This window comes from Variovorax sp. AB1(2024), from assembly GCF_037482385.2.
Taxonomy (GTDB): Bacteria; Pseudomonadota; Gammaproteobacteria; order Burkholderiales; family Burkholderiaceae_C; genus Variovorax.
Genome location: NZ_JBBHKP020000001.1, coordinates 4914811 through 4938106 on the forward strand (window position 1 = coordinate 4914811; position 23296 = coordinate 4938106).

At 66.6% G+C, this 23296-nt stretch carries 25 protein-coding genes; 21 read left to right on the forward strand and 4 right to left on the reverse strand.

Annotated features, from left to right (window positions below):
- Nucleotides 1-118: 118 nt before the first annotated feature.
- From WIX39_RS23005 to WIX39_RS23035, 7 genes are all read left to right on the forward strand, one after another.
- Complete coding sequence (locus WIX39_RS23005; RefSeq protein ID WP_056590059.1) at nucleotides 119-469, forward strand: FKBP-type peptidyl-prolyl cis-trans isomerase; 351 nt, start codon at nucleotides 119-121, stop codon at nucleotides 467-469.
- Nucleotides 470-620: 151 nt separating this feature from the next.
- Nucleotides 621-1193, forward strand: a complete 573-nt coding sequence (grpE, locus tag WIX39_RS23010; protein ID WP_081268603.1) for a nucleotide exchange factor GrpE — start codon at nucleotides 621-623, stop codon at nucleotides 1191-1193.
- Nucleotides 1194-1316: 123 nt separating this feature from the next.
- Nucleotides 1317-3254 (forward strand): molecular chaperone DnaK, encoded by a 1938-nt coding sequence (gene dnaK / locus WIX39_RS23015; protein WP_081268602.1) that lies wholly within the window; start codon nucleotides 1317-1319, stop codon nucleotides 3252-3254.
- Nucleotides 3255-3362: 108 nt separating this feature from the next.
- A complete protein-coding gene (gene dnaJ / locus WIX39_RS23020; protein WP_205367295.1) occupies nucleotides 3363-4502 on the forward strand; it encodes a molecular chaperone DnaJ in 1140 nt (379 codons plus the stop codon).
- Nucleotides 4503-5086: 584 nt separating this feature from the next.
- On the forward strand, nucleotides 5087-7009 hold the full coding sequence (locus WIX39_RS23025) for a PrkA family serine protein kinase (protein ID WP_106933825.1): 1923 nt from the start codon (nucleotides 5087-5089) through the stop codon (nucleotides 7007-7009).
- Nucleotides 7010-7148: 139 nt separating this feature from the next.
- Nucleotides 7149-8441 carry a YeaH/YhbH family protein gene (locus WIX39_RS23030; protein WP_409195928.1) on the forward strand — a complete coding sequence of 431 codons (1293 nt, stop codon included), beginning with the start codon at nucleotides 7149-7151 and terminating at the stop codon, nucleotides 8439-8441.
- Nucleotides 8438-9961 carry a SpoVR family protein gene (locus WIX39_RS23035; protein ID WP_409195929.1) on the forward strand — a complete coding sequence of 508 codons (1524 nt, stop codon included), beginning with the start codon at nucleotides 8438-8440 and terminating at the stop codon, nucleotides 9959-9961. The genes WIX39_RS23030 and WIX39_RS23035 overlap by 4 nt, the downstream gene beginning before the upstream one ends.
- 10 nt (nucleotides 9962-9971) lie before the next feature.
- Here the strand turns inward: WIX39_RS23035 and aroQ are convergent, their stop codons facing one another.
- The gene (gene aroQ, locus WIX39_RS23040) at nucleotides 9972-10412 is read right to left on the reverse strand and encodes a type II 3-dehydroquinate dehydratase (RefSeq protein ID WP_081268598.1); all 441 of its coding nucleotides are present in this window, start codon (nucleotides 10410-10412) and stop codon (nucleotides 9972-9974) included.
- Nucleotides 10413-10451: 39 nt separating this feature from the next.
- Nucleotides 10452-11423 (reverse strand): LysR family transcriptional regulator, encoded by a 972-nt coding sequence (locus tag WIX39_RS23045; protein ID WP_409195930.1) that lies wholly within the window; start codon nucleotides 11421-11423, stop codon nucleotides 10452-10454.
- Nucleotides 11424-11507: 84 nt separating this feature from the next.
- Between WIX39_RS23045 and WIX39_RS23050 the strand changes: the two genes are divergently transcribed.
- The 10 genes from WIX39_RS23050 (at nucleotide 11508) to WIX39_RS23095 (ending at nucleotide 18667) form a co-directional block, all read left to right on the forward strand.
- Nucleotides 11508-12179: a Rieske 2Fe-2S domain-containing protein gene (locus WIX39_RS23050; RefSeq protein ID WP_409195931.1), complete on the forward strand. Its 672-nt coding sequence runs from the start codon at nucleotides 11508-11510 to the stop codon at nucleotides 12177-12179.
- An 8-nt stretch (nucleotides 12180-12187) separates the two neighbouring features.
- Nucleotides 12188-13036, forward strand: coding sequence for an aromatic ring-hydroxylating dioxygenase subunit alpha (locus tag WIX39_RS23055; RefSeq protein WP_409195932.1), 849 nt, complete (start codon nucleotides 12188-12190; stop codon nucleotides 13034-13036).
- On the forward strand, nucleotides 13033-13677 hold the full coding sequence (locus WIX39_RS23060; RefSeq protein WP_409195933.1) for a glutathione S-transferase family protein: 645 nt from the start codon (nucleotides 13033-13035) through the stop codon (nucleotides 13675-13677). The genes WIX39_RS23055 and WIX39_RS23060 overlap by 4 nt, the downstream gene beginning before the upstream one ends.
- A gap of 39 nt (nucleotides 13678-13716) precedes the next feature.
- Entirely contained in the window at nucleotides 13717-14823 is a 1107-nt protein-coding gene (locus WIX39_RS23065) for an S-(hydroxymethyl)glutathione dehydrogenase/class III alcohol dehydrogenase (RefSeq protein WP_106937382.1), read from the forward strand.
- A gap of 20 nt (nucleotides 14824-14843) precedes the next feature.
- The gene (locus WIX39_RS23070) at nucleotides 14844-15764 is read left to right on the forward strand and encodes an alpha/beta fold hydrolase (protein WP_409195934.1); all 921 of its coding nucleotides are present in this window, start codon (nucleotides 14844-14846) and stop codon (nucleotides 15762-15764) included.
- The gene (gene fghA / locus WIX39_RS23075) at nucleotides 15761-16639 is read left to right on the forward strand and encodes an S-formylglutathione hydrolase (protein WP_409195935.1); all 879 of its coding nucleotides are present in this window, start codon (nucleotides 15761-15763) and stop codon (nucleotides 16637-16639) included. The genes WIX39_RS23070 and fghA overlap by 4 nt, the downstream gene beginning before the upstream one ends.
- Before the next feature lie 49 nt (nucleotides 16640-16688).
- Nucleotides 16689-17183, forward strand: a complete 495-nt coding sequence (locus WIX39_RS23080; RefSeq protein ID WP_234382446.1) for a GNAT family N-acetyltransferase — start codon at nucleotides 16689-16691, stop codon at nucleotides 17181-17183.
- Between the two features lie 23 nt (nucleotides 17184-17206).
- Nucleotides 17207-17596 carry a VOC family protein gene (locus WIX39_RS23085; protein WP_285414437.1) on the forward strand — a complete coding sequence of 130 codons (390 nt, stop codon included), beginning with the start codon at nucleotides 17207-17209 and terminating at the stop codon, nucleotides 17594-17596.
- A 61-nt stretch (nucleotides 17597-17657) separates the two neighbouring features.
- Nucleotides 17658-18056 carry a TfoX/Sxy family protein gene (locus WIX39_RS23090; RefSeq protein WP_106937377.1) on the forward strand — a complete coding sequence of 133 codons (399 nt, stop codon included), beginning with the start codon at nucleotides 17658-17660 and terminating at the stop codon, nucleotides 18054-18056.
- Nucleotides 18053-18667 carry a 3'-5' exonuclease gene (locus tag WIX39_RS23095; protein WP_081268588.1) on the forward strand — a complete coding sequence of 205 codons (615 nt, stop codon included), beginning with the start codon at nucleotides 18053-18055 and terminating at the stop codon, nucleotides 18665-18667. The genes WIX39_RS23090 and WIX39_RS23095 overlap by 4 nt, the downstream gene beginning before the upstream one ends.
- A 9-nt stretch (nucleotides 18668-18676) precedes the next feature.
- Here the strand turns inward: WIX39_RS23095 and WIX39_RS23100 are convergent, their stop codons facing one another.
- Complete coding sequence (locus WIX39_RS23100; protein WP_106937375.1) at nucleotides 18677-19405, reverse strand: alpha/beta fold hydrolase; 729 nt, start codon at nucleotides 19403-19405, stop codon at nucleotides 18677-18679.
- A 145-nt stretch (nucleotides 19406-19550) separates the two neighbouring features.
- On the opposite strand from WIX39_RS23100, the gene WIX39_RS23105 reads away from it, so the two are divergent.
- From WIX39_RS23105 to arsH, 4 genes are read left to right on the forward strand one after another with little or no spacing between them, the layout of a single operon-like run.
- A complete protein-coding gene (locus tag WIX39_RS23105; RefSeq protein WP_106937374.1) occupies nucleotides 19551-19874 on the forward strand; it encodes an ArsR/SmtB family transcription factor in 324 nt (107 codons plus the stop codon).
- Nucleotides 19875-19881: 7 nt separating this feature from the next.
- A complete protein-coding gene (locus tag WIX39_RS23110; RefSeq protein ID WP_106937373.1) occupies nucleotides 19882-21174 on the forward strand; it encodes an arsenic transporter in 1293 nt (430 codons plus the stop codon).
- The gene (gene arsC, locus WIX39_RS23115) at nucleotides 21171-21605 is read left to right on the forward strand and encodes an arsenate reductase (glutaredoxin) (protein WP_106937372.1); all 435 of its coding nucleotides are present in this window, start codon (nucleotides 21171-21173) and stop codon (nucleotides 21603-21605) included. The genes WIX39_RS23110 and arsC overlap by 4 nt, the downstream gene beginning before the upstream one ends.
- Nucleotides 21574-22308 carry an arsenical resistance protein ArsH gene (gene arsH / locus WIX39_RS23120; RefSeq protein ID WP_106937371.1) on the forward strand — a complete coding sequence of 245 codons (735 nt, stop codon included), beginning with the start codon at nucleotides 21574-21576 and terminating at the stop codon, nucleotides 22306-22308. The genes arsC and arsH overlap by 32 nt, the downstream gene beginning before the upstream one ends.
- 19 nt (nucleotides 22309-22327) lie before the next feature.
- On the opposite strand, the gene WIX39_RS23125 is transcribed toward arsH, so the two are convergent.
- Entirely contained in the window at nucleotides 22328-23293 is a 966-nt protein-coding gene (locus WIX39_RS23125; RefSeq protein WP_106937741.1) for a helix-turn-helix domain-containing protein, read from the reverse strand.
- Nucleotides 23294-23296: the final 3 nt, after the last annotated feature.

The following is a 23296-nucleotide window of genomic DNA, read 5'->3' on the forward strand; positions in this document are numbered from 1 at the left end:
GCGCAGCCCGGCGACGACACCAGCCACGGCTGACGCACTACAGGCCGGGCGAATCCGGCCTCGTTAAACTCCGCGCCTTCGATTCATTCTTCTCACATCGACGCAAGGAGCGTTTCCCATGCCCACCACCCCCTCCGGCCTGCAATACGAAGACACCGAAGTCGGCACCGGCGCCGAAGCCAAGGCTGGCCAGCACGTGCACGTGCACTACACCGGCTGGCTCTACAACGACGGCACCCAGGGCGCCAAGTTCGACTCCAGCCGCGACCGCAACGACCCGTTCGCGTTCTCGCTGGGCGCCGGCCAGGTCATCAAGGGCTGGGACGAAGGCGTGGCCGGCATGAAGATCGGCGGCAAGCGCACGCTGATCATCCCCGCATCGCTGGGCTACGGTGCCCGCGGCGCCGGCGGCGTGATCCCCCCGAACGCCACGCTCAAGTTCGACGTAGAGCTGCTCGACGCGCACTGAGCGTTCGCGCCGACGGCCCCAAGGCCCGTTTTCGGGCCTTTTTCATGCCTGCGCGGCGCTTTTTGCTGCTTTTTTTCGCTTGAAATGCTTCTGGCCAGCCCCAAGTGGCTGGCTATCGTTTGTTTTCCGGCTCACGCCGGTTCTTTGAAAAATGTCTGACCCGCAACAATCCGCACAGAATTCGCAAATGCTGCAAGGCGAGCCAAGCCCCGAAGAACTGGAGGCCGCGCAAGCCGCCAACGAAGCCGATGCCCTCGCCGCACTGGCGCAGGCCCAAGGCGAGCTGGCTGCCCTGCAGGCCAAGAACGCCGAACTGGCCGACCAGTACCTGCGCGCCCAGGCCGACGTGCAGAACGCCCGCCGCCGCGCCGACGAGGAAGTCTCCAAGGCCCGCAAGTTCGCCGTCGAGGCCTTTGCCGAAAGCCTGCTGCCGGTGACCGACAGCCTCGAAGCCGGCCTGGCCGTCAAGGACGCCACGCCCGAGCAGATCCGCGAAGGCGCCGAAGCCACGCTGCGCCAGCTCAAGAGCGCGCTCGAACGCAACAAGGTGATCGAAGTGGCCCCCGCCCCCGGCACCAGGTTCGACCCGCACCAGCACCAGGCCATCTCGGTGGTGCCCGCCGACCAGGAGCCGAACACGGTGGTGACCGTCCTGCAGAAGGGCTACACCATCAACGAGCGCGTGCTGCGCCCGGCGCTGGTCACGGTCAGCGCGCCGAAGTAATCGGCCCCAGCCAACACCCGCACACAAGATTCCCACAGGAAATCCCCGCTTCATGCCTTGAATCGCGACGGGTTATCCACAAGTTCATAACAACATATTTTTCAGGCTTTCAGGAGTAAGAACATGGCAAAGATCATCGGCATCGACCTCGGCACCACCAACTCGTGCGTGTCGATCATGGAAGGCAACACCACGCGTGTGATCGAGAACTCGGAAGGTGCGCGCACCACGCCGTCGATCGTCGCGTACCAGGAAGACGGTGAAGTGCTGGTCGGTGCCTCGGCCAAGCGCCAGGCCGTCACCAACCCCAAGAACACGCTGTACGCGATCAAGCGCCTGATCGGGCGCAAGTTCGAGGAAAAGGAAGTCCAGAAGGACATCGACCTGATGCCCTACACCATCGCCAAGGCCGACAACGGCGACGCATGGGTGGAAGTGCGCGGCAAGAAGATGGCCCCGCAGCAGGTCAGCGCCGACATCCTGCGCAAGATGAAGAAGACCGCCGAAGACTACCTCGGCGAGACCGTGACCGAAGCCGTGATCACGGTGCCGGCCTACTTCAACGACGCCCAGCGCCAGGCCACCAAGGACGCCGGCCGCATCGCGGGCCTCGACGTCAAGCGCATCATCAACGAGCCCACCGCTGCCGCCCTGGCCTTCGGCCTGGACAAGCAGGACAAGGCCGACCGCAAGATCGCCGTGTATGACCTCGGCGGCGGTACCTTCGACGTGTCGATCATCGAGATCGCCGACGTCGACGGCGAAAAGCAGTTCGAAGTGCTGTCGACCAACGGCGACACCTTCCTGGGCGGCGAAGACTTCGACCAGCGCATCATCGACTACATCATCGGCGAGTTCAAAAAGGAACAGGGCGTCGACCTGAGCAAGGACGTGCTGGCCCTGCAGCGCCTGAAGGAAGCCGCTGAAAAGGCCAAGATCGAACTGTCGAACAGCGCGCAGACCGACATCAACCTGCCCTACATCACTGCCGATGCCACGGGTCCGAAGCACCTGAACATCAAGCTCACCCGCGCCAAGCTCGAAAGCCTGGTCGACGAGCTGATCGAGCGCACCATCGCTCCCTGCCGCCTGGCCATCAAGGACGCCGGCATCAGCGTGGGCGACATCAACGACGTGATCCTGGTCGGCGGCATGACCCGCATGCCCAAGGTCCAGGACAAGGTGAAGGCCTTCTTCGGCAAGGAACCGCGCAAGGACGTGAACCCCGACGAAGCCGTGGCCGTCGGCGCCGCCATCCAGGGCCAGGTGCTCTCGGGCGACCGCAAGGACGTGCTGCTGCTCGACGTGACCCCGTTGTCGCTGGGCATCGAGACCATGGGCGGCGTGATGACGAAGATGATCGCCAAGAACACGACCATCCCGACGAAGTTCGCGCAGACCTTCTCGACCGCCGAGGACAACCAGCCGGCCGTGACCATCAAGGTGTTCCAGGGCGAGCGCGACATCGCCTCGGGCAACAAGCTGCTCGGCGAGTTCAACCTCGAAGGCATTCCGCCGGCATCGCGCGGCACGCCGCAGATCGAGGTGAGCTTCGACATCGACGCCAACGGCATCCTGCACGTCGGCGCCAAGGACAAGGGCACCGGCAAGGAAAACAAGATCACCATCAAGGCGAACTCGGGCTTGAGCGAAGACGAGATCCAGAAGATGGTGAAGGACGCCGAGCTGAACGCGGCCGACGACAAGAAGAAGCTCGAGATCGTGCAGGCCCGCAACCAGGGCGAAGCCATGGTCCACAGCGTGAAGAAGTCGCTGGGCGAGCACGGCGCCAGCCTGGAAGCCGCCGAGAAGGATGCGATCGAAGCCGCGATCAAGGACCTGGAAGAAGCCCTCAAGGGTGAAGACAAGGCCGCGATCGAGGAAAAGACCAACACGCTGATGACCGCGAGCCAGAAGCTCGGCGAGAAGATGTATGCCGAATCGCAGGCCGCGGCCGGCGCCTCGGCGGCTTCGGGTCCGGCGGGCGCGGAAGCCGGCGCACATGCGCAGGCCGACGACAACGTGGTCGACGCCGAAGTCAAGGAAGTCAAGAAGGGCTGATCTTCAGACCCTTCGGCAAGGCTGGAACACCTGCGCAGGTGCTCCAGCCTTTCTCGCTTCAAGTTACCCGAGTTCCCGCTGCTTCCCTGATCTGCTGACCGACCTGCCATGGCCACCAAACGCGACTACTACGAAACCCTCGGCGTCCCCAAGAACGCGAGCGAGGACGAAATCAAGAAGGCTTATCGCAAGCTCGCGATGAAGCACCACCCGGACCGCAACCACGGCGACACCGCAAAGGACGCCGAGGCCAAGTTCAAGGAGGTGAAGGAAGCCTACGAAATGCTGTCCGACGGACAGAAGCGCGCAGCCTACGACCAGTACGGCCACGCCGGCGTAGACCCCAACATGCGCGGCGGTCCGGGCGCGGAAGGCTTCGGCGGCTTCGCGGAAGCCTTCGGCGACATCTTCGGCGACGTGTTTGGCGGCGGCGGCCGCGGCCGCACCAGCAGCGGGCGCCAGGTGTTCCGCGGCAGCGACCTCAGCTACGCGATGGAGATCACGCTCGAGGAAGCCGCGGAAGGCAAGACGACCGAGATCCGCATCCCGACCTGGGACGAGTGCGACACCTGCCACGGCTCGGGCGCCAAGCCCGGCACCAAGCCCATCACCTGCACCACCTGCCACGGCGCGGGCGCGGTGCAGATGCGCCAGGGCTTCTTCAGCGTGCAGCAGACCTGCCCCACCTGCCACGGCAGCGGCAAGATCATTCCCGAGCCCTGCACCGCGTGCCACGGCCAGGGCAAGATCAAGCGCAACAAGACGCTCGAAGTGAAGATCCGCGCGGGCATCGACGACGGCCAGCGCATGCGCGTCACCGGCAGCGGCGAGCCGGGCGTCAACGGCGGCCCGCCGGGCGACCTGTACATCGAGATCCGCCTCAAGAAGCACGACATCTTCGAGCGCGACGGCGACAACCTGCACTGCGTGGTGCCGGTGAGCATGACCACGGCAGCGCTGGGCGGCGAGATCAACGTGCCCACGCTCAAGGGCGCGGCAGCCATCGACATTCCCGAAGGCACGCAGAGTGGCAAGCAGTTCCGCCTGCGCGGCAAGGGCATCAAGGGCGTGAACTCGAGCTACCCCGGCGACCTGTACTGCCACGTGCGCGTAGAGACGCCCGTGAAGCTCACCGAGTTCCAGCGCAAGCTGCTGAAGGACCTCGACGACTCCCTCAAGAAGGGCGGCGAGAAGCACAGCCCGACCGACAAGGGGTGGTTCGACAAGGCGAAGGAGTTCTTCAGCTGAACTCGATGCCGCCGCGGTGACATGACCGCACCACATCACTACAAGGGCCGCGATCGCGGCCCTTTGTCTTTCATGGATCACCAAGTTGGTGCGGGCACCGGCAGCGTTCCCACGCCGGTTGGCGCAAACCACCTATCGCGAGGTGGCGCGAGGATTGCTTTTATATTTTTTTGTTAGAGCAATAAACCAAACGGCAGATCGCGCGTTATTGCAGAAGAAGGCAGGCTTTTTTGAGACTTGAAGCTCAATAGGCGAGTTTTTCCCGGAGAAAAATCAAAAACGGCCAATGGCCGTTCGACATAGGCGTTTTCACCCGGAGAAAATCAAAAAGTCAGCCCTTGAATTTAGCCGAAATCCGGAAATTTGTTCCTTGTTTTTCGCGGAACTTTACTTGATAGCGTGGTTCTGAATTAACAAATGATTTGCCGGGTTCAATCTTTGCTTTATGCTGATTGTTAGCAGATTGTTGTAAGGGAGTTTTCCGCGGCATGCAGCCAAGGGCAGGCACACCTTAAATGTTGCGCAAAGCCTTTGTTGCACGCCATCGGGCCAAAAGCCCACTGACTCTTGATGGAGGCGTGACCATGGATGTGATCAGCAACTTTGCCGCCCGCTACGAGCGCACACGCGAGGAAGTCATCTCGCTGCAGGACTACCTTGACATCTGCAAGCGCGATCCCACCGCGTATGCCACGGCCTCCGAGCGAATGCTCAAGGCTATCGGCGAGCCGGAGTTGGTAGACACGCGCAACGACCCCCGTCTGTCGCGCATCTTCGCCAACAAGGTCATCAAGATCTACCCGGCGTTCAAGGAGTTCTACGGCATGGAAGACGCCATAGAACAGGTGGTGTCCTATTTCCGCCACGCCGCGCAGGGACTGGAAGAAAAGAAGCAGATCCTTTACCTGCTGGGCCCGGTGGGTGGCGGCAAGAGCTCCATCGCGGAGCGCCTGAAGCAGCTCATGGAGCACGTGCCGTTCTACGCGATACAGGGTTCGCCGGTCAACGAATCCCCGCTCGGCCTCTTCGACGCGCTGGAAGACGGCGAGATCCTCGAAAAGGAATACGGCATCCCCCGCCGCTACCTGAACCGGATCCTCTCGCCCTGGGCCGTCAAGCGGCTCGAGGAGTACGGCGGCGACATCCGCCAGTTCAAGGTCGTCAAGCGCTACCCGTCCGTGCTGCGGCAGATCGCCGTCGCCAAGACCGAGCCCGGCGACGAGAACAACCAGGACATCTCCTCGCTGGTCGGCAAGGTCGACATCCGCAAGCTCGAGACCTACGCCCAGGACGACCCCGACGCATACGCCTACTCCGGCGGCCTGTGCCTGGCCAACCAGGGGCTGCTGGAGTTCGTGGAAATGTTCAAGGCGCCCATCAAGGTGCTGCATCCGCTGCTCACGGCCACGCAGGAAAGCAACTTCAAGGGGACGGAAGGCTTCGGCGCCATCCCCTTCGACGGCATCGTGCTCGCGCACAGCAACGAGAGCGAGTGGAAGGCCTTCCGCAACAACAAGAACAACGAGGCTTTCCTCGATCGGATCTACATCGTCAAGGTGCCCTACTGCCTGCGCGCCTCCGAAGAGATCAAGATCTACGAGAAGCTCGTGCGCAATTCGTCGCTCGCCAAGGCACCCTGCGCCCCGGGAACGCTGCGCATGATGGCCCAGCTCTCGGTGCTCACGCGCCTGAAGGAGCCCGAGAACTCCAGCACCTTCAGCAAGATGCAGGTGTACGACGGCGAGAACCTCAAGGACACCGATCCCAAGGCCAAGTCGATCCAGGAGTACCGCGACTACGCGGGCGTCGACGAGGGCATGAGCGGCGTCTCCACGCGCTTCGCCTTCAAGATCATCTCCAAGGTCTTCAACTTCGACAGCTCCGAAGTGGCCGCGAACCCGGTGCACCTGATGTACGTGCTAGAGCAGCAGATCGAACGCGAGCAGTTCGCGCCCGAGGTCGAGCAGAAGTACATCAGCTACATCAAGGAGCTACTGGCGCCGCGCTACGCCGAGTTCATCGGCAAGGAGATCCAGACCGCCTACCTGGAGAGCTACAGCGAGTACGGCCAGAACATCTTCGACCGCTACGTGACCTACGCCGACTACTGGATCCAGGACCAGGAGTTCCGCGACGTGGACACCGGCGAAGTGTTCGACCGCGCCTCGCTCAACGCCGAACTCGAGAAGATCGAGCGGCCTGCAGGCATCGGCAACCCGAAGGACTTCCGCAACGAGATCGTCAACTTCGTGCTGCGCGCACGGGCCGGCAACGCGGGGCGCAACCCGGCGTGGACCAGCTACGAGAAGCTGCGCGCGGTGATCGAGAAGAAGATGTTCTCCAACACCGAGGAGCTCCTGCCGGTGATCAGCTTCAACACCAAGAGCAGCGCCGACGAGCAGAAGAAGCACGAGGACTTCGTGACGCGCATGGTGGAGAAGGGCTACACCGCCAAGCAGGTGCGCCTGCTCTGCGAGTGGTATCTGCGGGTGCGCAAAAGCTCTTGATATGGCACACCCCCAGGCTTCGCGCACTTCGTGTCGCTTCGCCAACCCCCTTGCAGGGGGCAACGCCAGCGGCCCGGCAAAGCCGGTTCCACGGCGTTCACGAAGGAACGCGTGATCCGTCATTAAGGGAGCAGACATCGTGGCCATCCTGCAGCAGATCATCGACCGCCGGCTATCGGGCAAGAACAAGTCCATTGGCAACCGCGAGCGCTTTCTCAGGCGCTACAAGGGGCAGATCCAGGAAGCGGTGAGGCGCGCCGTCAGCGGGCGCAACATCCGCGAACTGGAGCAAGGCGAAGACGTGACCCTGCCGCGCCACGATGTGTCCGAGCCCGTGTTCGGCCATGCGCGCGGCGGCGACCGCGAATACGTGCACCCGGGCAACCAGGAATACCTGAAGGGCGACCGCATCAAGCGCCCCGAAGGCGGGGGCGGCGGCGGCTCCGGCAGCGGGGAAGCCAGCGACGGCGGCGAAGGCGAGGATGACTTCGTCTTCCGCCTCACGCGCGAGGAGTTCATGCGCGTCTTCTTCGACGACCTCGCGCTGCCGCACCTCATTCGCACGCAGATCGCCGACGTGCCCGAGTGGAAGAGCCACCGCGCCGGCTTCACCAGCGACGGCTCCCCCAACAACCTGCACGTGGTGCGCTCGATGCGCGGCGCCCTCGCCCGCCGCATCGCGCTGGGCGGCGAGCCGCGCAAGGAACTCAAGCGCCTGGAGGCGCACCTCGAGCAGTTGAAGCAGCATCCGCAGGCCGCGCAGGCCCTCGTCCAGAACGAGATCCGCGAGACCGAGGAGCGCATCGCCGAGCTGCGCCGCACCATGCGGCACGTGCCCTACATCGACCCGATCGACCTGCGCTACCGCAACCGCGTGAAGACGCCCGTGCCCAGCGCCAAGGCGGTGATGTTCTGCCTGATGGACGTGTCGGGCTCCATGGACGAGGCGCGCAAGGACATGGCCAAGCGCTTCTTCATGCTGCTGTACATGTTCCTCACGCGGCACTACGAGAAGATCGACCTCGTGTTCCTGCGCCACCACACGCAGGCGCAGGAGGTGACCGAGGAAGAGTTCTTCCACGCCACCGAGACGGGCGGCACCGTGGTGTCGAGCGCGCTGGTGCTGATGGACGAGATCATCAAGGCGCGCTACCCCAGCGGCGAGTGGAACGTGTACGGCGCGCAGGCCAGCGACGGCGACAACTGGCACCAGGACAGCGGCCGCTGCCGCGAGCTGCTGGTCGACAACATCCTGCCCGTGGTGCGCTACTACGCCTACGTGCAGGTGGCCGAGACCGAGCAGAACCTGTGGCAGGAGTACCAGCAGCTCGAAGGCGTGCAGCCCAACTTCGCGATGCGCAAGGTGTCCGACGCGCAGGACATCTATCCGGTCTTCCGCGACCTGTTCAAGAAGGAAGGGGTGACATCATGATCACCGACCGTGTTCACGAACGCCTGCCCAGCCCCTCCGACTGGACCTTCGAACTCATCGAGACCTACCACGCCGAGATCGCCAGGACGGCCAGGAGCTACGGCCTCGACGTGTACCCGAACCAGCTCGAGGTCATCACGGCCGAGCAGATGATGGACGCCTACGCCAGCGTGGGCATGCCCATGATCTACCGCCACTGGTCGTACGGCAAGCAGTTCATCTCGACCGAGAAGAACTACAAGCGCGGCCACATGGGGCTGGCCTACGAGATCGTCATCAACTCCGATCCGTGCATCGCCTACCTGATGGAAGAGAACACCATGGCCATGCAGGCCCTGGTGATCGCGCATGCGGCCTACGGCCACAACAGCTTCTTCAAGGGCAACTATCTGTTTCGCATGTGGACGGATGCCTCGTCCATCATCGACTACCTGGTCTACGCGCGGCACTACATCGCCGAATGCGAGGAGCGCCACGGCCTCGATGCGGTCGAGCAGCTGCTCGACTCCTGCCACGCGCTGATGAACTACGGCGTCGACCGTTATCGCCGTCCGCAGAAGCGTTCGCTGGCGCAGGAAAGCGCGCAGCGCGCCGAGCGCGAGCGGCACATGCAGCAGCAGGTGAACGACCTCTGGCGCACCCTGCCGCGCAAGAGCGAGCAGGCTGCCGAGGCCGATTCGTCGAAGCGCTTCCCGTCGGAGCCGCAGGAGAACCTGCTGTATTTCATCGAGAAGAACGCCGCCCTGCTCGAACCCTGGCAGCGCGAGGTGGTGCGCATCGTGCGCAAGATCGCGCAGTACTTCTACCCGCAGCGCCAGACCCAGGTCATGAACGAAGGCTGGGCCACCTTCTGGCACTACACGCTGCTCAACACCATGTACGACCGGGGCCAGCTGGCCGACGGCTTCATGATGGAATGGCTCAGCTCGCACACCGGCGTGATCTACCAGCCGCCGGTGGGGCACCGCGCCTACAGCGGCATCAACCCGTATGCGCTCGGCTTCAAGATGATGACCGACCTGCGCCGCGTGTGCGAGAAGCCGACCGAGGAAGACCGCCGCTGGTTCCCCGACTTCGTGGACACCGACTGGGTCAAGACGCTCGACTACGCCATGCGCAACTTCAAGGACGAGAGCTTCATCGGCCAGTTCCTGAGCCCGAAGACGATGCGCGACCTGCGCCTGTTCTCGATCCGCGATTTCCAGAGCGAGTCGGAGCTGGAGGTGTCGGCCATCCACGACGACAGCGGCTACCACGCGCTGCGCGAATCGCTGTCACGCCAGTACGACATCGGCAGCCGCGAGCCCGACATCCAGGTCTGGAACGTGGCCACGCGCGGCGACCGCTCGCTGACCTTGCGCCATACGCAGCGCAACCACCTGCCCCTGCACGACGGCGCCGAGGAAGTGCTGAAGCACGTCGCGCGGCTCTGGGGCTTCGACGTGCACCTCGAAAGCGTCGACAGCCAGGGCCGCGTCAGCCGCAGCTGGAAGGCGGCGGCGCCGAAGCAGCAGTACTAGTTCAGGGCGGTCAGGGCACCAGCGCCGCGATGGCGAGCGTGTAGCCCTTCACGCCCAGGCCCACGATGATCCCCTTCGCCGCCGGCGAGATGTACGAGTGGTGGCGGAACTGCTCGCGCGCGTGCACGTTCGAGATGTGCAGTTCGATCAGCGGCACGCTCGCGCCCTTGATGGCGTCGTGCAGGGCGATGGAGGTGTGGGTATAGGCGCCCGGGTTCATCACCACGCCCAGCATGTTGCCCGCCGCCACCTCGCGGCCGGCCTCCTGGATCCAGTCGATCAGCACGCCTTCGTGGTTCGACTGGCGGCATTCGATTTCCACGCCGTGCTTGGCGCCGGTTTCCTTGCACAGCCGTTCGACGTCGGCCAGCGTGTCGCGTCCGTACTGTTCGGGCTCGCGCGTGCCGAGCAGGTTGAGGTTGGGGCCGTTGAGGACGAGGATTTTCTTCATGATGGCTGTATGAATGAGGGTCGGTCTGGCAGGCGCCGATTATGGTCTCGCGGCCGTCCGGCGGCGCCGCGCGGCCGATGACCCGACGTAGTAGTTGTAAGAGTCGATGTCGACCACGCAGCGCGCCATCAGGTCGACGAACGCGCGCAGTTTCTGCCCCATGTAGCGCTGGCGCTGGTAGGCGCAGTAGATGCGGCGCGGCTCGGGCTGCCACTGCGGTAGCACCGGCATGAGCACGCCCTGCTCCACCTCCGGCCGCACGAAGAAGGCCGGCAGCAGCGCGATGCCCAGGCCGTCGATGCAGAAGGTCTTCATGACCCAGTGGTCGTTGGTCTCGAAGGCAGGCTCGGGCTGGAAGGCAAAGCTCTGCGCGCCCGACACCAGCAGCACCTGCAAACGCCCCGAAGAAGGCTCCTTCATCACGATGGACCGGTGGGCGGCCAACTCAGCCGGCGACGACGGCGCACGGTGCCGCGCCAGGTACTGCGGACTCGCATAGAGCCCGTAGTTCAGCCGCCCCAGCAGCTTGGCCACGAGGTTCGGCGCGTCGGGCGGCTCGGCGCAGACATAGCAGTCGACGTCGCCGATGCGCGGGGCATGGAAGCCGTTGGCCACGTCGAGCTGGCAGCGCACCTCGGGGTGCGATTCCAGGAAAAGCTTGACCACGTGGCAGACGAAGGAGGTGCTGAACTGCGTGTCCGACAGCAGCGAGAGGCGGCCCGACACGCCGGTGGTCAGCTCGTGGATCTCCGTGCTGGCCGCCTCGAGCCGGCCCGTCACTTCGTCGAGCAGCCCCTCCCCGCGCAGCAGAAAGGCGCGCCCCGCCTCGGTGAGCGCGATGCGGCGCGGGCTGCGCAGCAGCAGTTGGGCACCCAGCAACTCTTCGAGCCGCGTGAGCTGCCGGCTCAGCGTGGCCTTGGACGTGCCCGACAGGCTTTCGGCCCTGGTCAGGCTGCCGCTCTTCGCGACCAGCACGAAGGCCTCGACCAGCGCAAGATCGATCCGGCTCATGCGGCCCGGCGTTGCAGGAATGAAAAGTAGCGTCTCTCCATGTGGCTTTCATCGGTGCGTGGGAAGCGGTACGGTATCACCGCCATGAACACACAGAACACCGCCGTCTGGCACCCCGTCGCGCGCTCGGCCGATCTTCGCCCCGGTGACAACATCGTCGCCGGCTTTGCCGAAGGCCAGGAACTCGCGCTCTGGCGCGCCACCGACGGCACCGCGCAGGCCTGGGAAAACCGCTGTCCGCACCGCAGCGTGCGCTTCACGCTGGGCCAGGTGGTCGACAACCACCTGGCCTGCGCTTACCACGGCTGGCAGTACGCGGCCGGCAGCGGGCAATGCACCCGCATCCCGGCGCACCCGGCCATGCAGGTGCCGCGCAATGTCTGCGCCAGGACCTTCGCAACGGCGGAGGCTGCCGGAATGCTCTGGGTCCGCCTGTCGCCGGAGGCACCGCCTGCGGCACCGGCCCTGGCCGACGCCGTGCCCGCCGGCTGGCACTTCTGCCGCACGCTGACCGTGAACATGCCCGCCGACACCGTGCGAGCGGCACTGGCGCAACGCGGCTTGATCGCCGAAGCAGCCTCGGGCGCCTGGCGCGGCCAGCTCGACGGGGTGGCCGCCGCCGCGCTCGTGCTCGACGCCCAGCCCCGGCTCGCCTTCGTCCACCTCTGGACAGACGCCGCCCCGGGCTCCCTCGCCATGCAGGCCCTGCACACCGCCGCGCGCAGCCTGCGCGCCGGCATCGAAGCCCTCGGCTGAAAGATCCCATGCCCTTCGTCACCGACGACCCCAACATGCTCGACGACTGGCTTGTCATCGGCCCCGCCACGTCCGCACCTCGCACCACCCGTCTGCTCGGCGAGACCGTGCAGCTGTGGATCGACGACTCCGACGGCACGCCCCGGTGCCGCCTCGGAAAGCAGCCGCTGGCCGTGCAGTCGCGCTACGGCTACCTCTGGGCCTGCCCCAGCGGCAACCCGGCACGCCCGTTGTTCGACTTTCCCGAATACAGCGAGCCCGGCCGCCGCACCATCGACTGCGGCGGCATCGGCGTGGCGGTGTCGGGCCTGCGCGTGATCGAGAACTTCCTGGACATGGCGCACTTTCCCTTCGTGCATGCCGACTACCTCGGCAAGGTGCCGCACACCGAGGTGGCGCAATACCAATTGCAGGTCGAGCCCGCCACCGGCGAGATCTGGGCCACCGACTGCCGCTTCTGGCAGCCCCGGGCCTCGGCCGCGCACGACAGCTCAGGCAGCGAGGTGCTCTACAAGTACCGCGTGATGCAGCCCTTCTCGGCCATGCTCTACAAGTCGAGCTTCCGCGAAGGGCAGCTCGACGCCATCGGCCTTTTCCTGCAGCCCGTTGACGACGAGCATGTCATCGCGCACACCATGCTCGCCTGCTTCGACGACGACTCCACCGACGCGGAGCTCATCGCCTTCCAGCACACCATCTTCGGGCAGGACAAGCCCATTCTGGAGAACCACGCCTTCAAGCGCATGCCGCTCGAAGGCCGCGCAGAGACGCCGACGCGCGGCGACACCTCCTCCGTCACCTACCGGCGCTGGCTGCGCGAGCGCGGCATGCGCTTCGGCGTGAGGGCGGCGGCATGACCGTGAAGCTGTACGACTACCCGCTGTCGGGCAACTGCTTCAAGGTGCGGCAGATGCTCGCGTGGCTGGGCGTCGAATACCAGACGGTGCCGGTCGATTTCTTTCCGGGCCGCGAACACAAGTCGGCCGCGTTCCTGGCCAGGGTCAACCCGCTCGGCCAGCTGCCGGTGCTCGACGACGACGGCTTCCTGCTGCGCGATGCGCAGGCCATCCTGGTCTACCTCGCGAGCCGCTACGACCCGCAGGGCCGCTGGTACCCCGGCGACCCCAGGCTGCGCGGCCAGATCGCGATGTGGCTCGCCACCGCCGACGAGATCACCCGTACCGCCTCGGCCGCGCGGCTGCACGACGCGCTCGGCTACCACCACCTGGACATCGAGGCCTGCCGCGGCGGCGCGCGCGCCGTGTTCCGCGTGCTCGACGACCACCTGGCGGAACAGGCCAGCGCGGGCCTGCGCTGGCTGGCCTCCGCGCCCGAGCCGACCATTGCCGACGTCGCCTGCTTTCCGTACGTGGCGCTGGCCGGCGAAGGCGGCATTTCGCTTGACGAATTTCCCGCACTGCGAAACTGGGTGTGGAATGTCCGCCACGTGCGCGGGTTCATCGGCATGTCGGGTATCTTCCCCGCTGGCCCCGCCTGAGTATCCTCACCCCTCCCGCCTTCTGAAGAACCCAACACCATGAAAACCAAAGCCGCCGTCGCGTGGAAATCCGGAGCGCCGCTCACCATCGAAACCGTGGACCTCGAAGGCCCCAAGTTCGGCGAAGTGCTGGTCGAGATCAAGGCCACCGGCATCTGCCACACCGACTACTACACGCTCTCGGGCGCGGACCCCGAAGGCATCTTCCCCGCCATCCTGGGCCATGAAGGCGCGGGCATCGTGGTCGACGTCGGCCCCGGCGTCACCACCCTGAAGAAGGGCGACCACGTCATTCCGCTGTACACGCCCGAATGCCGCCAGTGCAAGTTCTGCCTGAGCCGCAAGACCAACCTGTGCCAGTTGATCCGCGGCACGCAGGGCAAGGGCCAGATGCCCGACGGCACCAGCCGCTTCAGCCTCGACGGCAAGCCCATCGCCCACTACATGGGCACCAGCACCTTCAGCAACTACACCGTGGCGCCCGAGATCTCGCTGGCCAAGATCCGCGAGGACGCGCCCTTCGACAAGGTCTGCTACATCGGCTGCGGCGTGACCACCGGCATCGGCGCGGTGATCTTCACCGCCAAGGTGGAAGCCGGCGCCAACGTGGTGGTGTTCGGCCTGGGCGGCATCGGCCTGAACGTGATCCAGGGCGCCAGGATGGTGGGCGCCGACAAGATCATCGGCATCGACCTGAACCCCGAGCGCGAAGCCATGGCCCGCAAGTTCGGCATGACGCACTTCCTGAACCCGAAGGACCACGAGAACATCGTCGATGCCATCGTGCAGCTGACCGACGGCGGCGCCGACTACAGCTTCGAGTGCATCGGCAACACCAAGGTGATGCGCCAGGCGCTGGAATGCACGCACAAGGGCTGGGGCCGCAGCATCATCATCGGCGTGGCCGAGGCCGGCGCGGAGATCAGCACGCGGCCGTTCCAGCTGGTCACCGGCCGCAAGTGGGAAGGCTCGGCCTTCGGCGGCGCGCGCGGCCGCACCGACGTGCCGAAGATCGTCGACTGGTACATGGAAGGCAAGATCGACATCGACAGCCTCATCACCCACACCATGCCGCTGGAAGACATCAACAAGGGCTTCGACCTCATGAAGCGCGGCGAGTCCATCCGCGGCGTGGTCATCTACTAAAAGCCCCGGAGGCACCGGCCATGACACGCATGGAGCCCTTGCAGAAGATCGAGGCCGGCGTCCTCGAGGTCGCGTACTTCGAAACCGGTCCGGCAGACAGCCTGCCGGTGCTGCTGATGCACGGCTTTCCGTACGACATCCACACCTACGCGGAAGTCGCGCCGATGCTGGCCGGCCAGGGCTGCCGCGTGATCGTGCCGTACCTGCGCGGCTATGGCGCCACGCGCTTCCTGAGCGACGCCACGCCGCGTTCGGGCGAGCAGGCAGCACTCGGCGCCGACCTGCTGGCGCTGCTCGATGCGCTGAAGATCGAGCGCGCGGTGCTGGCCGGCTACGACTGGGGCGGCCGTGCCGCCTGCGTGGTGGCGGCGCTGTGGCCGGAGCGCGTGGCGGGGCTGGTGTCCTTCAACAGCTACAACATCCAGAACATCGCGAAGGCGATGGAGCCCGACACGCCGGCCAACGAGCACAGCCTCTGGTACCAGTACTACTTCCACAGCGAGCGCGGCCGCGCGGGTCTCGAGAAAGACCGCAGGGCATTCACGAAGCTGCTGTGGAAGCTGTGGTCGCCGACCTGGAAGTTCGACGACGCCACCTTCGAGCGCAGCGCCGCCGCATTCGACCACCCCGACTTCGTGGACGTGGTGATCCAGTCGTACCGCCACCGCTTCGGCCTGGTGCCGGGCGACCCGGCCTATGCGGACATCGAGCGCCGGCTCGCGGCCCAGCCCGCCATCACCGTGCCGACCATCACCTTCGACGGCATCGACGACGGCGTGCGCCCGCCCGCGGAGGCGTCGGCCCACGCGCACCGCTTTTCCGGCCCGCGCTCGCACCGCCTCGTGCCCGGGGTGGGCCACAACATGCCGCAGGAAGCGCCGCGCACCTTTGCCGATGCCGTGCTCGAACTGGTCCCTGCGTTGCGCAAGAACACCCCATGACAGACAACACACCCAAGACCCTTTCCGAGCATCACGCATTCGGCGGCGTGCAAAGCTTCCACGAGCACCGCTCGCACGAAATCGGCCTGCCGATGCGCTTCTCGGTCTACCTGCCGCCGCAGGCCGCGATCGGCGCCGTGCCCGCCCTGCTCTACCTCGCGGGCCTGACCTGCAACGAAGAAACCTTCGCGGTGAAGGCCGGCGCGCAGCGCATGGCCGCGAGCCTGGGCATTGCGCTGATCGCGCCCGACACCAGCCCGCGCGGCGCCGAGGCGGAGCGCATTCCGGGCGCCAAGGACAACTGGGACTTCGGCATCGGCGCGGGCTTCTACCTCGACGCCCTGGCCGAGCCCTGGGCCACGCACTGGCGCATGGAGAGCTGGATCGTGCACGAACTGCTGCCGCTGGTGGCCGCGCACTTCGCCATCGACGGCCATCGCGTCGGCATCTTCGGCCACTCGATGGGCGGCCACGGTGCGCTCACGCTGGCGCTGCGGCATCCGGGGCGCTTCAAGTCGCTCTCTGCCTTCGCGCCGATCTGCGCGCCCACGCAGTGCCCGTGGGGCGAGAAGGCCTTCGCCGGCTACCTGGGCGCGCCCGGCGACGACCGCGCGCAATGGCTTTCGCACGACGCCAGCGCGCTCATGAAGTCGCAGGTGGCCGCGCCTTACCCGCAAGGCATTCTGATCGACCAGGGGCTGAGCGACAAATTCCTCGCGGAGCAATTGCACCCCGAGGCGTTCGAGGCGGCCTGCTTCGCCGCCGGCCAGCCGCTCACGCTGCGCCGCCACGCGGGCTACGACCACGGCTACTACTTCATCCAGACCTTCATGGCCGACCACATCGCGCACCACGCGCAGAGCCTGCGCGCCTGAGCGGCGGCCCGGGTCGACCGGGGCGGACTCGCGCCGTATCATGAGCCGCATGTCCGCCGCCCAAATTCCCGCCTTCCACCTGCGGTCGCGCGAAGGCTCCGCAGAAGAGAACATGGTGCTGGCCGGCATCTGGCGACGGGCCTGGACGGCGGCCAACCGCGGCGCCGCCTTCATCGAACCCATCGGCCACTGGCTGCATCGCGTGCACACCGAGTTCGGCCCGCCCGCCGACGTGGTGCTGGCGGAACGCGAGGGCCAGGTGCTGGCGTTCATGGTGCTGCTGGAGCGGCGCGAGTACGTGGCACAGCTTTTCGTGGAACCGCACCTGCGCGCCCAGGGCCTTGGCAAGGCGCTGCTCGACGAGGCCTGCGTGCGCATTCCAACCGGCTGGCGGCTGCACGTGGCAGTGACCAACACCTCGGCGCAGCGCTTCTACGAGCGCTACGGCCTGGAGCGCGGCACGGTCGACCGCCATCCGGGCAGCGGCCGCGAACGCATCGCCTACCATTGGTCGCCCGCTCGCCCGCCGTGGCGCGTGGGCTGATCCAGCCTCTCTTCCCGCCCTCCATGCGCATCGATCACATCGCACTCTGGACCACCGATCTCGAACGCTGCAAGCGCTTCTATGTCGACTACTTCGGCGCCACCGCCGGCGCGGGGTACGCCAACCCGGCCAAGGGCTTCGCCTCGTGCTTCCTGAGCCTGGGCGACGGCGCGCGCATCGAGGCCATGACCACCTCCACGCTCTCCCCGGTGACGGCCGAGGCCGGCGCCCAGCGCATGGGCTGGACGCACCTGGCCATCAGCGTGGGCTCCGACGCGGCCGTCGACGCGCTCACCCAGCGCCTGAAGGCCGACGGCTACCCGCTGCTCGACGGGCCGCGCCGCACCGGCGATGGCTACTACGAGAGCGTGGTGCTGGACCCCGACGGCAACCGCATCGAGATCACTGCATGAGCGCAGCGCCGGGCCGCCCCAAGCAAGCTCGCTCCGCAGTGCGAAGCACGAAGGTTGTCGAATGAGCGCATTCGTCGAAAGCCTGCACGAGGTGTTCGAGCGGCTTGGGCGCATTCGCACGCGCCGCATGTTCGGCGGCCACGGCATCTGGCACGAGGACCGCATGATCGCCCTCGTGGTGAACGACACGCTCTATCTCAAGGCCGACGCAGAAAGCGCGCCGCACTTCGACGCGCTGGACCTTCCGCCCTTCACCTATGAACGCCAGGGCCAGTCGATGCCGATGTCCTACCGGCTGGCCCCGGCGGACCTGTTCGAGGACCGGCACGAGGCAGCCCTCTGGGGCCGCCGCGCTTATGAAGCCGCGTTGCGCTCGGGCCAGCCGCCCAAACAGAAGAAACCTCCCGCAAAGAAAGCCGCAGTGAAGAAAAAGACGACAACGAAAGCAGCCTCCCGGTGAGCGAGCAACACAAGCCGGCACTCCCGCCCCTGCCCGAGCGCGAACAGATCGCGCTGCTCGAACCCTTCGAAGGCCTCGGCCTCAAAGACATCGTGGTCGTCGCCACGCTGCAGGACGCCGAGCATGCGGCCGGCGCGCTGCTGGCCGCGGGCATTGCCGGCTTCGACACCGAATCCAAGCCCACCTTCGCAAAGAACGAGGTGTCGGGCGGCCCGCACGTGGTGCAGTTCTCCACCCGCGACACGGCCTGGCTGTTCCAGCTGCACCGCACCGAATGCAACCCGGTGGTGGCCGCGCTCATTGCATCGACCGAGCTGCGCAAGGTCGGCTTCGGGCTGTCGGGCGACCTCACGCTGATACGCAACCGCCTCGGCATCGAGCCGAAGGCGGTGTTCGACATCGACGACGAATTCCGCAGGCGCGGCTACCGCAAGTCGGTCGGCGTGAAGGCGGCGGTGGCGCTGGTGTTCAACCGCCGCTTCATCAAGTCGCGCAAGGCGACCACCTCGAACTGGGCCAACAGGCAGCTCACCGAGGCGCAGATCCGCTACGCCGCGAACGACGCCTATGCGTCGATCCGCGTGTACGACGCACTCTTCAGCAGCCGCTGACCCGCGCGCTCAGTCGCGCCCCGCCTCGATGATGGCCTGCGCCAGCCGCGCCGGGTTGGAGAAGAACATCTCGTGGCTGCCGGGGCACTCCACCAGCCTGAACAGCCCCAGCCGCTCCGACAGGCGCGGATGCCACGGCAGGCCGTGCGGCATCGCCGTGTCCTGCTGGCAATTGACGTAGGACTTGCCCAGCGCCAGCGCGGCCAGCGGCTGCTTGAGCCGGATCTTGTCGGTGAAGGTGCGGTACGGATGCGGGTTGAGCCTGGCGTAGGCGGCGGTGGCCGTGGCGAGGTCGGCGTCGTTGATGAAGGCTTCGCGCCAGATCTCGAACGGCAAGGTCACGGCGTTGCCGTTGGCCTCGGCGACGGCATCGAACATGCTCACGTAATGCGGCGGCACCATGTCGTTGAGCGATTCGCCGTCCAGCGGCACGAAGGCGTTGATGTAGACCAGCCGCTTCAACCGCGCAGCGATGCGGTCCGCCACGCCGGAGATCACCATCCCGCCGTAGCTGTGGCCCACCAGCCGCACCTGGGTCAGGTTCTTTTCCTCGATGTAGCGCACGGCCGAGGCGATGGCGTCTTCCAGGCCGGTGCTGGCGCGGTCGTCACCGGGGTTGTTGCCGGCGAGCGTGGGGCAATGCACGGTGTGGCCGGCCGCGCGCAGGCCGTCGGCCACGGCTTCGATCTCGGCACCGGTGTGCCATGCGCCGTGAACCAGAACGTAGGTGTCTGACATGGAAGTCTCTTTCGTTGTTGCGACGGATGAGCACTTTAGAAACAGTGATCCATTTTGAATAGCCCATGCCTGCCAGCCGGATGGCCGATTCGTGCCAAGGCCCGACGCGATTGCTTCCATTCAATTATTCAACGATACTTGAAATATGGAAGAAAACGATGTCGTCCGCTCCCTCGCCGCCCTGGCGCAACCTATTCGCCTGCGCGTGTTCCGCGCGCTGGTGGTCGCCGGCCCTGCCGGACTGACGCCCGGTGCACTCACCGAATCGCTGGAGGTGCCCGGCACCAGCCTGTCGTTTCACCTCAAGGAACTGATGAATTCTGGGCTGGTGTCGCAGGAACGGCAGGGGCGCAACCTCGTGTACCGCGCCGCCTTCGAGCAGATGAACGCCCTGCTCGGCTACCTCGGCGAGAACTGCTGCCAGGGCGAGGCCTGCGCCGTCGAGGCTCCTTCGGCATGCGGCTGCTGAGGCCGGCATGCTGACCGCCGTCCTGATCTTCGTCTTCACGCTCGTGCTGGTCATCTGGCAGCCGCGCGGCCTGGGCATCGGCTGGAGCGCATCGCTCGGCGCCGTCATCGCGCTGCTGCTGGGCGCGGTCCAGCTGTCCGACATTCCCGTGGTCTGGGGCATCGTGTGGAACGCGACCGCCACCTTCGTCGCGGTGATCGTCATCAGCCTGCTGCTCGACGAGGCCGGCTTCTTCGAATGGGCCGCCCTGCACGTGGCGCGCTGGGGCGGCGGGCGCGGCAGGCTGCTGTTCGCGTTCGTCGTGCTGCTGGGCGCGGCGGTGTCGGCGCTGTTCGCCAACGACGGCGCCGCGCTGATCCTCACGCCCATCGTGATGGCGATGCTGGCCGCGCTCGGCTTCACGCCCGCGGCCACGCTCGCCTTCGTCATGGCGGCGGGCTTCATCGCCGACACCGCGAGCCTGCCGCTGATCGTGTCCAACCTCGTGAACATCGTCTCGGCCGACTTCTTCCGGATCGGCTTCGGCGCGTATGCCTCGGTGATGGTGCCGGTGAACATCGCGGCGGTGCTCGCGAGCCTGCTGGTGCTGATGCTGTACTTCCGCCGAGGCATTCCGGCACGCTACGACGCGGCCCGGCTCAAGGCGCCTGCCGATGCGATCCGCGACCCGGCGACCTTCCGCGCCGGCTGGGTGGTGCTGGCGCTGCTGCTGGTCGGCTTCTTCGGACTCGAGCCGCTGGGCGTGCCAGTGAGCGCTGTGGCCGCATTCGGCGCGGTGGTGCTGCTGGCGGTGGCCGGGCGCGGTCCGGTGATCGGCATCCGCGGCGTGCTGCGCGGCGCGCCCTGGCAGATCGTGGTGTTCTCCCTCGGCATGTACCTGGTGGTGTACGGGCTTCGCAACGCGGGGCTCACCGGGCAGGTCGCGGCGCTGCTCGATGTGTTCGCGCAAGGCGGCGTCTGGGGTGCGGCAATGGGCACGGGCTTTCTCGCGGCGGTGCTGTCTTCGGTCATGAACAACATGCCCACGGTGCTGGTCGGGGCGCTTTCCATCGACGCGTCGGCCGCGAGCGGCGCGGTGAAGGAAGCGATGGTCTACGCCAACGTGATCGGCTGCGACCTGGGCCCGAAGATCACGCCGATAGGCAGCCTCGCCACGCTGCTCTGGCTGCACGTGCTCGCGAAGAAGGGCACGCTGATCGGCTGGGGCGAATATTTTCGGGTCGGCATCGTGCTGACCCTGCCGGTGCTGTTCGTCACCCTGGCGGCACTGGCGCTTCGACTGAGCATCGCACTGCCATGAACAACCACATCAAGATCTATCACAACCCCGGCTGCGGCACGTCCCGCAATGTGCTCGCGCTGATCCGCAACACGGGTGAGGAGCCCGTCGTCATCGAGTATCTGAAGAACCCGCCGGACCGCGCCACGCTGCAGCGGCTGATCGCGCAGATGGGCATGCCGGTGCGCGACCTGCTGCGCCGCAAGGGCACGCCGTACGACGAACTCGGCCTCGACGATCCGAAGTGGACCGACGAGCAGCTCATCGGCTTCATGCTGGCGCATCCGATCCTCATCAACCGGCCGGTGGTGGTGACGCCGCTGGGCACTCGCCTCTGCCGGCCTTCGGAGTTGGTGCTCGACATCCTCCCGCGCCCGCAGCAGGGTGCGTTTTCCAAGGAGGATGGCGAGCCCGTCATCGATGCGAAAGGCCAGCGTGTCATTCACTCCTGACCTTCCCAACCTCGACCCCGAGGCCTTCCGCCTGCCCGGGCTGCACTCCCTGCTGCCCGCGCAGCGCGCCACGCATGCGCCGCGCATCCTGCTGCTCTACGGCTCGCTTCGCGAACGCTCCTACAGCCGGCTGCTGACCGAGGAAGCCGCGCGCCTGCTGGACGCCATGGGCGCCGAGCCCCGCATCTACGACCCGCACGGCCTGCCCCCGCCGGACGGCGCGCCCGAAGACCACCCGAAGGTCAGCGAACTGCGCAGCCTCGCGCAGTGGGCCGAAGGCATGGTGTGGACATCGCCAGAGCGGCACGGCGCCATGACCGGCATCATGAAATCGCAGATCGACTGGATCCCGCTGTCGGTCGGTTCGGTACGGCCCACGCAGGGCAAGACGCTGGCGGTGATGCAGGTGTCGGGCGGCTCGCAGTCGTTCAACGCGGTGAACCAGCTGCGCGTGCTCGGGCGCTGGATGCGCATGCTCACGATCCCCAACCAGTCGTCGGTGGCCAAGGCCTTCATGGAGTTCGACGAGGCCGGCCGCATGAAGCCTTCGCCGTACTACGAGCGCGTGGTCGACGTGATGGAGGAGCTGGTCAAGTTCACGCTGCTCACGCGCGACTGTGCCGGCTACCTCGTCGATCGCTACAGCGAGCGGCGCGAAAGCGCGCAGGCGCTTTCAAGGCGGGTGAACCTGCGCGCCATCTGAGCGCGCGGCGGCTGCCGGCTCAGCGCCGGCGCCGCAGTTCACCCGGCGTGGCGCCAAGGTGCGCACGGCACTGCCGCACGAAGTGCGACGCGTCCGTCAGCCCCACGCGAAAGCCGATTTCCGCGATGCCCAGCCGGTCGAAGCGCGCGTCGCCCAGCATGCGGCGCGCCGCCGCCATGCGGAAGCCCGCAAGCGCGCCGGCGAAGGTGATGGCACCTTCACCCTCGCCGACGCCGCAGGCCAGGCAGCGGTGCAGGCTGCGCTCCGAAATGCCCAGCCCGCGCGCAACGCTCGCGGCCGTGAGGCCGGGTTCGGCATGCCGCTCGCGCGTGGCGTCGAGCACGCGGCGGCGCAGCGCCTCCCGGCCCCTGTCGGGCGCGCTCGACTGCCCCTGCCCGGTCGCCAGCGCCAGCAGGCTGCCGAGCTGGTCGCTCAGCAAACCGGCGGGCAGCGGCGGCTGCACTGCAACTTCCGGCGACAGCTGCCGAAGAAAGCCGCACAGCACGCCGCCCCACCCGGCCTGCCCGTCGATGCGCCGCGCCACCTGGTCGCCGGCATCGGGTATCCATTCGTCGACCCAGGCGGTGGGCAGTTCGAGCGAGAGGGTGTCGGCCGATTGCAGCAGGTGAAATTCGTAGCACCGGCGCGAATCGACCAGCACCGCGTCGCCGGGCAGCAGCCGCGCGGAGCGGCCGTCCTGCACCGCCACCCAGGCCGAGTCGGTCTTGCAGAGCAGGTAGAAGTAGTTGTGGCGGCTCTGGGCGATGGCGCGGCGGGTGCGGTAGACGTCCTGCGCGCTGCCGCGCACCCGGTTCACGACGATGGACCCGAGCGGCGCCGACTCCAGCGTGGCCCCGAAGCGCCCGGCCTCGGCGCTGGTCACGTCCATCTCCAGGAAGCCCTCGCACACCGCGCCCACCCAGTAGTCCAGCCGCTGCGCGGGCGGCACGGCGTCGGTCGACCAGCGGTGGATGGCATTGCTCATGCG

Coding starts and splice junctions, on each gene's coding strand:
- WIX39_RS23090 (WP_106937377.1), top strand. CDS start 17,658: ATGAGCGCATTCGTCGAAAGCCTGCACGAGGTGTTCGAGCGGCTTGGG.
- WIX39_RS23125 (WP_106937741.1), bottom strand. CDS start 23,293: ATGAGCAATGCCATCCACCGCTGGTCGACCGACGCCGTGCCGCCCGCG.
- arsH (WP_106937371.1), top strand. CDS start 21,574: ATGCGAAAGGCCAGCGTGTCATTCACTCCTGACCTTCCCAACCTCGAC.
- fghA (WP_409195935.1), top strand. CDS start 15,761: ATGACAGACAACACACCCAAGACCCTTTCCGAGCATCACGCATTCGGC.
- WIX39_RS23060 (WP_409195933.1), top strand. CDS start 13,033: ATGACCGTGAAGCTGTACGACTACCCGCTGTCGGGCAACTGCTTCAAG.
- WIX39_RS23100 (WP_106937375.1), bottom strand. CDS start 19,405: ATGTCAGACACCTACGTTCTGGTTCACGGCGCATGGCACACCGGTGCC.
- WIX39_RS23065 (WP_106937382.1), top strand. CDS start 13,717: ATGAAAACCAAAGCCGCCGTCGCGTGGAAATCCGGAGCGCCGCTCACC.
- aroQ (WP_081268598.1), bottom strand. CDS start 10,412: ATGAAGAAAATCCTCGTCCTCAACGGCCCCAACCTCAACCTGCTCGGC.
- WIX39_RS23045 (WP_409195930.1), bottom strand. CDS start 11,423: ATGAGCCGGATCGATCTTGCGCTGGTCGAGGCCTTCGTGCTGGTCGCG.
- WIX39_RS23050 (WP_409195931.1), top strand. CDS start 11,508: ATGAACACACAGAACACCGCCGTCTGGCACCCCGTCGCGCGCTCGGCC.
- WIX39_RS23080 (WP_234382446.1), top strand. CDS start 16,689: ATGTCCGCCGCCCAAATTCCCGCCTTCCACCTGCGGTCGCGCGAAGGC.
- WIX39_RS23055 (WP_409195932.1), top strand. CDS start 12,188: ATGCCCTTCGTCACCGACGACCCCAACATGCTCGACGACTGGCTTGTC.
- WIX39_RS23005 (WP_056590059.1), top strand. CDS start 119: ATGCCCACCACCCCCTCCGGCCTGCAATACGAAGACACCGAAGTCGGC.
- dnaJ (WP_205367295.1), top strand. CDS start 3,363: ATGGCCACCAAACGCGACTACTACGAAACCCTCGGCGTCCCCAAGAAC.
- grpE (WP_081268603.1), top strand. CDS start 621: ATGTCTGACCCGCAACAATCCGCACAGAATTCGCAAATGCTGCAAGGC.
- WIX39_RS23085 (WP_285414437.1), top strand. CDS start 17,207: ATGCGCATCGATCACATCGCACTCTGGACCACCGATCTCGAACGCTGC.
- WIX39_RS23025 (WP_106933825.1), top strand. CDS start 5,087: ATGGATGTGATCAGCAACTTTGCCGCCCGCTACGAGCGCACACGCGAG.
- arsC (WP_106937372.1), top strand. CDS start 21,171: ATGAACAACCACATCAAGATCTATCACAACCCCGGCTGCGGCACGTCC.
- WIX39_RS23110 (WP_106937373.1), top strand. CDS start 19,882: ATGCTGACCGCCGTCCTGATCTTCGTCTTCACGCTCGTGCTGGTCATC.
- WIX39_RS23035 (WP_409195929.1), top strand. CDS start 8,438: ATGATCACCGACCGTGTTCACGAACGCCTGCCCAGCCCCTCCGACTGG.
- dnaK (WP_081268602.1), top strand. CDS start 1,317: ATGGCAAAGATCATCGGCATCGACCTCGGCACCACCAACTCGTGCGTG.
- WIX39_RS23105 (WP_106937374.1), top strand. CDS start 19,551: ATGGAAGAAAACGATGTCGTCCGCTCCCTCGCCGCCCTGGCGCAACCT.
- WIX39_RS23070 (WP_409195934.1), top strand. CDS start 14,844: ATGACACGCATGGAGCCCTTGCAGAAGATCGAGGCCGGCGTCCTCGAG.